Source organism: Paraflavitalea devenefica (assembly GCF_011759375.1).
GTDB classification, from domain to species: Bacteria; Bacteroidota; Bacteroidia; order Chitinophagales; family Chitinophagaceae; genus Paraflavitalea; species Paraflavitalea devenefica.
The window spans coordinates 181,198-193,869 of record NZ_JAARML010000005.1 but is presented as its reverse complement, the minus strand read 5'-3'; the positions used below and the strand labels follow the sequence as shown (position 1 = coordinate 193,869).

Sequence of the window (12,672 nt, the reverse complement as noted above, 5' to 3'; positions counted from 1 at the left end):
CCGATTATGATACCTATTCGTCAACGTATATACTTGTTGCTTTTCTCCACCTTGCTGTTTGGCAGCGCCTGTAAGAAGAATTTTGAATCGTTGAATGCCCCCTGGAATCAACCTACCACAGCCTCTATCCCGGAGTTATTCAATGCAGTGATCAGCTCTCTACCGCTTACTGCGGGCGAGCAGTCGGTATTCAACGCCTGGATCTACCCCATTACACAACAGGGTATGATCACTTCCGGCTCATATCCCTATCTCAATGCACGGGATGCCGCCTGGAACAATTATTACAACACATTGGGCACTTACCGGGTACTGGAAAGCCGCATTGCCGCCAGTGAAGATGTGAGCAGCATGAACAATGTGTACGCCATGATGAAAACCATTATGGCCTATAAGACTATCAAGACCACCAATTATTATGGCAACATGCCTTACTCAAAAGCAGGTAAGGTAGCACTTGACGGATCATCGGCTTTTAAAGCAGCTTATGATAGCCAGGCAGATATTTACGCATCTGTATTGACCGACCTGAAGTGGGCCGTTGATAATTTCAGTACATCCTCTTCTCAATATTCCGTAGGTGCTTATGAGACGTTTTTGGGCAATGATATTGCGCTATGGACCAAGTTTGCCAATAGCCTGCGGCTGCGGGTAGCCATCACAATGTATGATAAGAACAGCACCCTGGCAGCAACGCATATCACCGAAGCATTGAGCAAGCCTTTATTGGCCGATGGAGACAATATTGGACTATGGCCCACTAAAATACCGGGACTTGTCCTGGAATGGCGGGAATGGTCTTTCTCGGCCAACTGCTACCTGCGTATGGGAAGCACGATGTGGGGATTGATGTCGTCTAATAACAATACTGATGGCAGTGGTATTTTTGATCCCCGTGCCCGGTATTTCTTTGAGACCAACAATGCCGGCAGTTGGGCTGCTTACCCGCAGAATCCCACCACCTCCACGCCTACAGAAGGTGGAGCGCCTTATCACCAGGACCGTTACACAAACTGGGCTCAAAAAGGAGCGGCCTGCATATATTCTCCTTTTAACCTGTATTTTGAACAGGACAAGAATTATATTCCTGAGCTGATGCTCACTGCTGCGGAAGTGCATTTCCTGAAAGCCGAAGTGTATAACAGGGGCCTGGGCGTAACGGCCAATGCTACTACGGCGAAGACAGAATATGATGCCGGCGTTACCGCCTCCCTCAATTTCTGGACCAGTATTGCTTATAACTCACCGGTATGGGCCGTGAACAAACCAGCGGCAGCTACCGCTACGGCAGGACAGATCAGCACTCTGCTGACCAATGTGGCGTATGATGTAGCAACACCGGCCAACGCCTTAAAGCAGATCTATGCGCAGGAATGGATAGACCAGTTCCGCCAGCCCTGGGATACCTGGACGTTATTGCGCCGCACGGGTGGTAAAACGCCGATGTCGGCTGTAAATACGCAATATTATACCGCCAACTTTGGAAGTTATACGCGGTTTACTTATCCCGATAGTGAGATCACTTATAACAGTGATAACTGGAAGGCAGTGACGAATGGAACGGACGTGGCTACGAGCAAATTATGGATTATGCCTTAGTGATAAACATACCGGTCAGCCTGATGAATAACATTACTGCATTAATGTTATGAGGGACCCTGGCCATTTTTAAAGTGCCCCGGTGGAGCAAGAGCCTCCACCGGGCTTTTTTTGCATCAAAAAAGGGAGCCCGGAAGAGCTCCCTGATAAACGGGGTAACAAAAGAATGCTCAAAGCTGTATTATTAGCTTAGGGCAACAGCATTTCTAATTTCTTTGCGAGCTCTTCACCCCGCAGGTTCCTGGCAATGATGGTCCCCGTTTTATCCAGCAGGAAGTTTTTAGGTATACTTTTTACGCCATACATACCCGGCACTATTCCTCCCATCCCCTTGCCATCCGATACCTGCTGCCAAAGCAGGCCATCTTTATGGATAGCCGTTAGCCAGGCCTCCCGGCTCTCATCCACCGAGATACTGAGGATGTCGAACCCTTTAGCATGAAACCTGTTATGAGCAGCTATCAGAAAAGGATGTTCTTTACGACAGGGGCCACACCAGCTTGCCCAGAAATCTATCAGTATATACTTCCCTTTAATGCCAGCAAGAGAAATCATATTACCTGCTGTATCGGGGAGGGAAAAACCCGGCGCTTTTTGCCCGATGGCAGTCACCACCGGCGCTTCCAGGTATTGCCGGATGCGCCGGCCATAATAGGAATGTTTTACTTCCTCACTCAACAGGTCATACAGTCGGCTGGCCCTTGCAGAATCAGGATAAACAACGTAGGTGTTATAGATAATAAAAGCGGCCGCTACCGAAGTGGTATGTGACGTCACAAAGGATTGCATCACGCTGTCTTTGAAAACATCAATGATGACATGGTCCGCCGGGGACAAGGTGGCCCGCTGGGAATCCGCCAGGTTGTTCCTGTTCCTGGCAGCTTGTCGCACTTCCATTATTTTTTCACCAATTACCTCCTGCCCGTTATCCTTGAAGCCGTTCCACACGTCATTCTCCCGGCTCCCTGTAATGACCACATTGTGCAGTGAGCGCAGGCTGCCCGTTACAGACAGTTGTGCATTCTCCACAAAGAATATCCTGATCTGATTAGTGCCCGACACTTTCAGGGTGCAGACCAGCGGCTCCGGCAGGCGGCCATTTATCACAAACCGTCCATTTGTAACAGCGGCAGAATCTGTAAAGGTGGTTTGATCGTACTCATGAACAAGGTAAACGGTGCCGGAAGAGAGGCCTTCTATGTGACCGTTGATGGTGAACCCCTGCCCCGGTTCGTGTCCCCACGAACCAGGGCGGATAGGGGACGCTGCGGAGCAGAGTGTGATAACAGCAGCCGCGAGGATGTAATGTATTTTCGGCATGGTACTTACTTTTTATTGTCCAGCGCTTTATTGATCATTTGTAATACAAACTGCAAATGCTCAAGGCTCATCCTGTCTTTAGTGCCAGGTATGGCAGCCGTAACCTCCTTCTTCAATGCTGTAAGATGGGCCAACGCAATGGCCTTGATATCGGTGTTCACGATGGTGGAAGCCGACATAGACACCAGCAGGCCCTGGATACCCCCCTGTACAGCATTAGGATCCAGCTGGCTGGCAAAGATGGATACGTAAGTTTTTTGCAGATCACGGCGGAAGTTGTCAATGGGCTGTTTTGTCTTTAATTCACGCCATACGGTTGCCTTTACGTCCTGTATCAGTTCATGCGGCGTATAGGTATTGGCTGCACCCCAGCGGTTCACATCAATCGTCATACGATTCATCCGGCCACCGGACAATACCAGCATGAGCATGGTCTTCTGCATATCGGCCAGTTTCTCTCCATTGGTGAGCAAGGGATGGCTTACTTTATTCAGGATGCTTTTATCGAGCAACCAATGCGGTGTATCGAAGAGATGACGGTTGATAAAGGCAACAGCTTCTTTTTGCAATGCCTTTGGTGTAGGTTCAAAAAGATCACCCGGTTGTTCTACACTTTTGGCAGTCTGGTATACACCGCAAATGTATTTCAGGGCATGCGAAACATACCGGTCTACCTGGTCCAATACCTTTCCATACATGTGGGCCAGGTTTGCATACCCCTCTCCTTCTACTTTGGTCCATTCGGCCAGGTGTGGCATAATGCGTTTCAGGTTCTTGATGCCATATTCATTGGCCTGCATGGCATTATTGCCCAGGTCTTCCGTTTGTGAGCGTGGATCGAAGTCTTTCCCTTCTCCACTAAACCATAAACGGGGATTGGCTTTCAGGCTATCAATGATCCAGCGGTTCAGTATTTTATGATCTTCCTTTTCATCACTGGTGCCGGTGATGGGTGAATAGCCCCATTGAATGGCCCACTTGTCGTAATCACCAATACGGGGAAATATACCTTTTTCGCTGATGCTATCTTCCGGCTGCGCCACATAGTTGAAACGGGCATAATCCATAATAGAGGCCGTATGTCCATGCGCTTCCACCCAGGCTTTGTTGCGCAGGTTTTCTACCGGTGTACGGCTGCTACTGCCCATATTGTGGCGCAGGCCCAGTGTATGCCCAATTTCGTGAGAGGATACAAAACGGATCAGTTGTCCCATCAGTTCATCATCAAACACCATTTTCCGGGCGCGTGGATCAATAGCTGCAGCCTGTACCATGTACCAGTCATGCACCAGTCTCATCACGTTATGAAACCAGCCCACATGACTTTCTATGATCTCGCCACTACGCGGGTCGGCGATGTTGGGGCCATAGGCATTCTCAGTAGGAGAAGCATAATACCGTATTACCGAATAGCGGGCATCTTCCAGGCTCATGGTGGTATCGGCTTCCGGCCATTCTTTACCTGTGATGGCATTTTTAAATCCTGCTTTTTCAAAAGCCACCTGCCAGTCATTGATACCTGCAATAAGGTAAGGCCGCCACTTTTTAGGGGTGGCAGGATCTATATAATAAACGATGGGCTTTTTCGGTACTACCAGCTCTCCGCGCTTCCACTTGTCCATATCTTCCTCGCGTGGTTCCAGCCGCCAGCGATGAATAAAAGTTTTGCTTTCTACTTCCTGCTGATCATCGCCGTACAGGTTGTATTCACTGGCAAAATAACCCACCCGGTAATCGAACAGGCGTTTGCGCATCGGCACTTGAGGCAGCAGGATGAATGAATTGTTCAGTTCAAGGGTCATCGCTCCTGCAAAGACAGCCGGCAGCCGTGTCGTGGGCGAGGGCGTGGCCGGCCAGGTACGCACCATGCACACTTCCGTGTTGATGGGATACGTGCGGATGCTCTTGATATAACTCCTGTCATTGGCCAGTGGCCCCATGCCGAAAACCCTTTTCGCCTCACCACTGATGGAGAGGATGGGCGCATCGCTTTTAAAGAAATCGGTTACGTCTATCAGGGTGCTGGTTGAATCTTTGCCCACGGCCTTGATATCAAAAGCAGCGATGATGGGGTCGAGGTTGGAGTTGCTGACAGCTTTATAGATCATGTTGGTACTATCAGCCGCACTGATCAGTGTCACAGCGCGCAGGAATATATTATTGAAAGGTCCCTTCTCCCACCGGATCACCTGCTCATTGAGTTCTTCACCGCCATAATTGGCGGCCCCGGCCGGTGTTTTAATAAAACGGGTGATGACCATAATGTCGCGGCCCAGGAGAGAATCGGCCAGTTCAAAATAATATTTGCCTTCTGCCTGGTGAACGGTGAACAACCCTTTTTGCGTGATGGTCTTTGGCGTAATGAAGTCCTTATACTGTTTAATGGCCGTAGCCGGGCGTGCGGTATCCTTCCTTACCGCAGCCACAGGCGGCGCGGGGGGAGGCGTTTTCTTTTTCTTCGTTACAAAGCAGGCGGGTAAGGTCAATACAAAACAGCCTGCAAGGACCTTGCTTAATGTTTTTTGGTGCATGATTGTGATGATAAATGAATGATTACTCTATTCCGGTGCGTGGGGACACGCACCGGGGCGAATTAGTTGTACCCGTCGTTTTGTGATAGATTAGGGTTTGCGTCTCTCGCTGTTTGCGGTATGGGATACAAAGCGTCTGTACTATTCCAGGTAGTTTTTATAGCTCCTATCACTGCATCAGACCGCCCCGTACGTTTCAGATCAAACCAGCGGTGGCCCAGCTCACAGAATAATTCTGTTTGCCTTTCTTTTTCTATTTCCAGCAACAGGGCCGCTTTATCAGTAGTAGTGCTTTCCGCCAGACCTGCACGGTTGCGTATTACTTTCAGGTCGGCCAGGGCACCTGTGCTATTATCGGTATTCGCCCGCGCTTCGGCACGGATGAGGTATTGCTCGGCCAGCCTTAATACCATGGGATACTCGGTAACACCGGCCGCTACCGCCAGCGCATTGGTCCTGTACTTGTATTTATAAGGCTGGTAGTTGACCACCCCATTAAGCGTTACCTCGTTGATCCACTTCAACCTGCGGAGATCGCCGGCTTCAAAAGCATTCACATAAGTAGTGCGCAGGGAATACTGCGAGGTAGTGGTCACAAAGGTGGCGCCTTCTGCTGTGTAGCTGTTAGTCGCATTGAGGTAAGGCATAAACTGCAGAATGGCTTCTGCGCTGTTCTTTATAAAAACACCGGTGCCCATGCTGGCAGCAGGTATCAGTGAATAAAGCGAAGTAGCATTGATCACTTCTGTAGCATTGCTCTCTGCTGCCGTGTAATTGCCGGTATAGAGATAAGCCCTCGCCAGTAAAGCAGTAGCCGCATACTTATTGGCATTGGTGCGGTTGCCTGATGAAGCGGAATAATCAGCAGGCAGGCTATCCTTTGCATCTGTCAGGTCTTTAATGATCTGGTCATATACGGAGTCTACAGATGTCCTTGGCAGGTAAGCCGTTTTTGTAACATCTGTTTCCAGCACCAGCGGCACTTTACCAAAAAGATTAACAAGGTAGAAGTAACAATAAGCCCTGATGAATTTCGCCTCTCCTGTTAGTTGCTTTTTCACCGCGGCAGAAGTGCCGGTATATTTCTGCAGTCCTTCAATGATGCTGTTGGCGCGGTATACAGAAGCATAGAGATCATTAAAAAAACCGGAGGCATTGGAAGAAGTGGCCTGCATGGTATTGTTCCGCACATCCTCATAGGTAACGCTGGCGGGCAGAAGCTCCAGTTCATCCGATCCAAGGGCCGGGAAAAGCGTGAGCTGTATAACCTGTGCCTGGGACTGCGACAAGAGGCTGTATAAACCTGACAATGTTGACTTCGCTGTATTATCCGATTTGAATACCCGTTCGGAGCTCATTTCATTCAGCGGCGGATCTATTTCAACAAGCTTGTTACAACCCGGCAGCAAGGCAATGGCCAGGGAGAAGGTAATAACCGGTATGATGTATGTTTTAAACATGGTAGTAGCTGATTTAAAAGGTGAACTGAATACCTGTAACAATGGTCCTTAAAGGCGGCACGCTTACCGACTGTGATTCCGGATCAAATCCATCGTAGGAAGTAATGGTAAACAGGTTCTGTCCCTGTACATATAGACGCAGGTTGTTGAGCCGGGCTTTGCGCAGCAGCTTTTCCGGGAGACTGTAAGACAGGCTTACGTTCTTCAGCCGTATAAAGGAAGCATCCACCAGCAACGCATCGGAACCGGTATAGTTGGAATAAGCTAAGTAAGCGGCTAAAGCGGAGGACGGTGAAGTAGTAGCGGTGATGAGTTTATCCCGCGAACCCAGCGCCAGGTATTCGTGCACCACTTCGGCCGAAGCGTTATACATATAACCCGGTGGATAGAAAGAAGCGCTCATGATGCTTCTTGCTTTTTGTTTCACAAACTGGAAGAGGATGTCCAGTGAAAGGCCTTTGTATTTAAAGGTATTGGAAAGACCTCCAAAGTATTCCGGGTAAGTAGTGCCGGCAAAATACCGGTCGCCCCGGCCGGTAGCAGCAAATCCACCTGTGATGGTACCGCTTTTATTGGCATCTTCGAAAGAGGGCAATCCGGTGAGCGTATCAATGCCTTTGTAGTGATACACATACACGCTGCTGATGGGATTGCCTACTATGTATTGGCCAAAGTAAGATGTCTTTTCTATGTTATCGAACTTCAATAGTTTATTCCGGTTGAGGCTTACATTGAGCGAAGTACTCCAGGTAAAATCCTTATTGCGGATATTGGTGCTGCTGAGGGAGAACTCCCATCCTTTGTTCTCAACCAATGCCGGCAGGTTTGACTGGTAGGTGGTAAACCCGGTTTGCGGACTTACCGTGAAGTTAATAAGCTGGTTGCTGGTACGGTTGCGGTAAAAGGCAGCAGTGAGTAGCAACCTGTCATTCAGAAAGCCCAGTTCAATAGCTGCTTCCAGCTTACGGGTCTCTTCCCATTTGTAATCGGCATTGGCCAGCCTGGATGGATAGAGACCGGCCATTCCATTATATGCATAGGAGTATGAACTATAGCTGTCGAGGTAGCCGTAGTTACCAATGGCATCGCTGCCTATTACACCATAGCTGCCACGCAATTTGCCAAAGCTGAGCCAGTGCAACCCTTTAACAAATTGTTCTTCAGAGAATATCCAGGCGGCTCCCGCTGATCCGAAATTGCCATACTTATTGCCAGGCCCGAAGCGGGAAGAACCATCCCGCCTGTATACAAGGTTCGCTATATAGCGGCCATCCCAATTATAATTCAGGCGGCCAAAGAAGGAAGCATATTTGTAATCCTGTGATGAGGTGCGGGTGCTTATGGTAGTAGCCAGCGAAGGATTCCGCAGGAATTCATCCGAAGCAAACCCGCTGGCAATCGTATAAAAAGGTTGCTTTGATTGCCTGAACTGCCAGGTACCGCCAGCCAGTGCCTCCAGCGTCCCTTTCCAGATAGTGGCTTTATACGTAGCCTGCGGCTCAATAATATAGTTGTTGGTATAGTTGTAGCTGAACATTGAGCCGGGCACATTACTGGCAACACCCGGGTCCATAGAGATAGACGGCGTGATCCTTACCTGGTCCATATCTGTACGGCTAAAGCCCATGGTTGTCTTTATATCCAGCCCCTTGATGAGGTTGTATTTCAGGTTGAGGCTGCTCATCAGGTTGGAGGTCTTGTTGTCGTTGGTCTGGTACAAATAACCCAGCGGGTTTTTAGTGCCCAGGAGATCGCCTGTCCAGTAGAGGCTGCCATCTGCTTTGTACAGGGGAAAATTGGGAGACAGGTTGTATGCGTACGTAGTTAAGTCGGTAGCGGTGATGTTGTTTTTATCAGCACTGTAAATAGCCGTAAAGCCAATGGACAGCTTTTTGTCGGCCGAGCTATGGTTTATGCTGATATTGGCAGCAGCGCGCCGGTAACCCTGGCCACCGGGATATACATTGGTTTCATGGTGATAGCTGCCGCTGAGCAGGAAATTGGTGCGGGTATCGCCGCCGGATACGCTGGCGGTAACATCAGTGGAATGAGCCGTACCACCAATCAGCACCTTTTGAAAATCGGTATAGGCGGTGGTATCCCATACCAACAGATCGGGAGCGTTGGCCACCGTAGGCGTATTCCCGTAATTGGCAAAGCCTTTTTTGCGCAAGGCGATGTATTCGGGGGTGCCCAGCAACTCCACGAAGTTGGCTACTTTGGACTGACCAGTATTTACATTCATGGTGAACTGCGTTCTGCCCGCTTTGCCTCTTTTGGTAGTGATCAGCACTACGCCGTTTGCCCCCCGGGACCCATAAATAGCGGTAGCATCCGCATCCTTTAAGATATCAATGCTTTCAATATCTGCCGGGTTGATGGTATTCATCGGGTGGGTGTTACCTTCTGCAGAGGGAAGCACATTGGAAGTAGTGCTCTGTGTATTGATAGGCTCCGACAGGTAAGGCACACCATCTATGATGTATAAAGGCTGGTTGATAGTGTAAGGTAGCTGGCCCGGCGTTCTATTGAGCGAGTTAGCGCCTCGAATCTGTATGGTAAGACCTGCTCCCGGCAAACCGTTGTTTTGCGCCACATAAACACCGGGCATACGTCCCTGCATGGCCAGCAGTACGTTGGTCACCGGCTGCTTGCTGATGTCGTCTGAAGTGATCCGCGTTACAGAACCGGTGCTGTATCTTTTGGTGGTAGTGCCATAACCAATGATATACATTTCATCCAGGGCTTTGGTAGAACGTTTAAGACGGACAAAGAAGCTGGTCCTTTTTTGCACGGGTATGGTCTGCGCTTCATAACCTACAGAAGAAAATACCAGCGTAGCATTTTCATCTGCTTCCGGTATAGAGAACTCACCATTGGCACTGGTGGTTACCCCCTTATCGCTTCCTTTTATCGTAATTGATACGCCCATCAACGGATTGCCTTCTTCGTCCTGTACCGTGCCCCTGATAGCTATCAGTACCGGTGCAGACGCTGCTGTAAAAGAGCGCACCTCTTTGGGTTTTACAATAATGGTCTTATCAATAATGGCATAGGTCAATGGCTGATCCTTAAAGCAGAGCTGCAGCACCTGCTCCACAGAAACTTTGCTCACCTGGAGCGATACATTCCTGGAGCCGCGCACCAGCCGGTTGTTGTAGACAAACTGGTAGCCGGTTTGCTTTTGTATTTCCTTGAAGACTTTTTCGAGAGGGGCGTCTTTCAGGGAAAGGGATACCTGTTGGGCATAGCTCTTTGCGCTTACCTGCAAACAGGCGGTGAGTAATAAGAGGACCGTCAGCTTCATGATCAACAGCGTTTTGGTGAGCGCCTTTCTCCGAAGGAATCCTTCGGACCGCCTGTCCGACGACAAGGCCAAAGGCTTTCCTGCAATCCCTGTTAAAGCGGGATTTTGCCACTTAAAATGCATAACTTTGGTAGTGTTTGGTTAAACAATGTTTACTCGTCCCGACAAATTTGTCGGGATGATAGCAGTCTGACAATGATTGTTACAGTTGAATTAATCCAAACGATTGACCGTTTCGCCTGGCCGCGAGACGGTTTTTGCTTTGAATTAACACAGTTCTTTTAAAAAGACTTTTTCATTCGTATCCTATATTGTTTTATTTATTCCATCACCGTTACCTTCTTCCCTTCTATCTTAAAATGCACGCCACCACTTAATTCCAGGTACGTGAACAGTTTTGATACCGGCACATTGCGTGAAAGACTCACGGTATAAGTATCTTGCACATTCGCGTCATAGGATACGTCTACATCATACCACCTTGCAATCTGCCGCATGATGGTTTTGATATCTGTATTGTTAAAGCTAAACTGGCCGTTTTTCCAGGCCATGACTGCTTCCACATCTGGATTATTGATTATTGATAATTGATCATTGATAAGCTGTGCTTGCTGTCCGGGCGAAAGAAGCTGCGAGCTATGACCCGTAGCCGGTGTTACTTTCACCTTCCCTTCTAATAATGTAGTTTTTATCGCAGCTTCGTCGTCATACGCATTCACATTGAAGTGGGTGCCCAATACTTCCACTTCCGCCTGGCCATTTGCTTTCACTTTAAACGGCATCTTCGCATTTTTCGCTATTTCGAAATAAGCTTCGCCGGTGACCTCCACGTTCCGCTCCTTACCGGTAAAGGCAGTCGGATAGCGAATAGAAGAGGCAGCATTCAGCCATACCTTACTGCCATCGGGCAATACCAGTTGGTATTGACCTCCGCGCGGAGTGGAAAGGGTGTTGAAGGTGAGTGGTGAGTTGTCAGTTGTGCGTGCTTTTGCATCATAAGCCAACTGGCCATCTGCTTTTTTTGTTACCACCACGCTCCCCTGCTGCGCCAGTGTTCCATTGGCGGCGCTGTCCAATACAATGGTAGCGCCATTGGCCAGGGTGAGCAGGGCTTTGTTACCACCCGGCAGCACATCGTTCTTAAAGCGATTGGACAACCCTTCTGTTGAGGGTAAAACATTTTCAGGGGTACGGATTAACCATACATAAACGCCGGCTCCCAGCAGGAGCACGATGATTGCTGCAGCAGCCATCCGGAAGAATGGTCGCCGGTAAAAGGGTATCACTGGTTTTTCGTTGTTGCCGGCTACCGCCTGTTGCGTAATGGTATGCCGGATATCCTGGTATACACCAGTCATCCAGGCCGTTCTCGCAGACGCGTCCATCGTTGTCCATTCATTGTTTTCCCGGGATTGATGGTTCAGCCAGTCTTCTATTTTCCGTTGCTCTTCCGGAGAACAGGTTCCTGACAGATAGCGGTCCAATAATTCCTGCATCGTTGATTGATCCATAGGTATAGTCTGTTATTAGTAGTCGGATCAAAAAAGAGGTAGTACTATCGTTTGATAATAATTTTTTAATCCTATGGTAACGAACAGGTTAAAACCACCAAAGGAAGGAAGGCAGGTGGTGCAGCACCGACCGGAGGTGGCTTAATGCTGTGGTCAGTTGGTTCTTGACGGTTTGCGGGGAAACGCCCAGTTCCTTAGCTATTTCTGTAACACTGCGGTGCTGGTCGCGGCTGAGGCGGTACACCTGCTGCACGCGGGGCGGCAATTCCCGTACAGCGTTTTCAATAACCAGTTGCAGGTCTTTTACGTCCAGCGCATATTCCATCTCCGATATAATAGCCGTTTGCAAAGCCTGTACTTTATCGGCATATTCCCGCCGGGTGATCCTGCGGCGTATATGGTCAATGATTCGGTAGCGCACGGCAGCGAATAAAAATGCCTGCAGGGAGTGGGCAATGTTGATATGGGCGCGCTCTTCCCACAGGTACACAAATAAATCATGAATGATATCCCGGGCTTCTTCCAGCGAGGTAAGCCGTGCTGCCGTATAGTCAATCAAAGCAGGTGCATAGCGCTCATAAATGGCCGCAAAGGCGCGCTCCTCCCCGGCCTGCAGGCCCTGCAGCAATTCCTGTTCATTATGTAATGGATCTGACGGCACGGGTTGTTTCAGCAGTTATTAAATACAACATGTAATGGCGAAGCAGGTGATCGATAAGGCCCCGTTTATGCTAAGGCTTCGACGGGCGAAGAGGAAAGGTTTACCGGAAAAGGCTTTATTGACTGCAGTGCAGGAATGTAAAAATAATACTTATTGGGCAAAAGGCATCATGGCAGCGGGCAATCAGTTGACCTTTTACCGTTCAGTAATTGCTACTAACCGGAGGATAGAAACCTGGAATCCTGCCAGGATGTGGTGCTTATTTTCACGGCATTAACCAAAG

The 12,672-nt window shown here is 49.1% G+C and carries 8 protein-coding genes; 2 read left to right on the top strand and 6 right to left on the bottom strand.

The annotated features are described in order from the left end of the window. The first annotated feature begins 6 nt into the window (after positions 1 to 6). The gene (locus HB364_RS25625; protein ID WP_167291276.1) at positions 7 to 1,599 is read left to right on the top strand and encodes a SusD/RagB family nutrient-binding outer membrane lipoprotein; all 1,593 of its coding nucleotides are present in this window, start codon (positions 7 to 9) and stop codon (positions 1,597 to 1,599) included. Positions 1,600 to 1,788: 189 nt separating this feature from the next. Here HB364_RS25625 and HB364_RS25620 read toward each other — a convergent pair whose 3' ends face one another. From HB364_RS25620 to HB364_RS25595, 6 genes are all read right to left on the bottom strand, one after another. After that, the gene (locus tag HB364_RS25620; RefSeq protein ID WP_167291275.1) at positions 1,789 to 2,919 is read right to left on the bottom strand and encodes a TlpA disulfide reductase family protein; all 1,131 of its coding nucleotides are present in this window, start codon (positions 2,917 to 2,919) and stop codon (positions 1,789 to 1,791) included. A gap of 5 nt (positions 2,920 to 2,924) precedes the next feature. Further along, a complete protein-coding gene (locus tag HB364_RS25615; protein ID WP_167291274.1) occupies positions 2,925 to 5,450 on the bottom strand; it encodes a zinc-dependent metalloprotease in 2,526 nt (841 codons plus the stop codon). A 62-nt stretch (positions 5,451 to 5,512) separates the two neighbouring features. Further along, complete coding sequence (locus tag HB364_RS25610; protein ID WP_167291273.1) at positions 5,513 to 6,910, bottom strand: RagB/SusD family nutrient uptake outer membrane protein; 1,398 nt, start codon at positions 6,908 to 6,910, stop codon at positions 5,513 to 5,515. Positions 6,911 to 6,923: 13 nt separating this feature from the next. After that, positions 6,924 to 10,340: a TonB-dependent receptor gene (locus HB364_RS25605; protein WP_167291271.1), complete on the bottom strand. Its 3,417-nt coding sequence runs from the start codon at positions 10,338 to 10,340 to the stop codon at positions 6,924 to 6,926. Between the two features lie 197 nt (positions 10,341 to 10,537). Beyond that, entirely contained in the window at positions 10,538 to 11,728 is a 1,191-nt protein-coding gene (locus tag HB364_RS25600; RefSeq protein WP_167291270.1) for a FecR family protein, read from the bottom strand. A gap of 88 nt (positions 11,729 to 11,816) precedes the next feature. After that, positions 11,817 to 12,389 (bottom strand): RNA polymerase sigma-70 factor, encoded by a 573-nt coding sequence (locus tag HB364_RS25595; RefSeq protein WP_167291268.1) that lies wholly within the window; start codon positions 12,387 to 12,389, stop codon positions 11,817 to 11,819. A 34-nt stretch (positions 12,390 to 12,423) separates the two neighbouring features. Between HB364_RS25595 and HB364_RS25590 the strand changes: the two genes are divergently transcribed. Continuing rightward, positions 12,424 to 12,666 (top strand): hypothetical protein, encoded by a 243-nt coding sequence (locus tag HB364_RS25590; RefSeq protein ID WP_167291267.1) that lies wholly within the window; start codon positions 12,424 to 12,426, stop codon positions 12,664 to 12,666. Positions 12,667 to 12,672 lie beyond the last annotated feature (6 nt).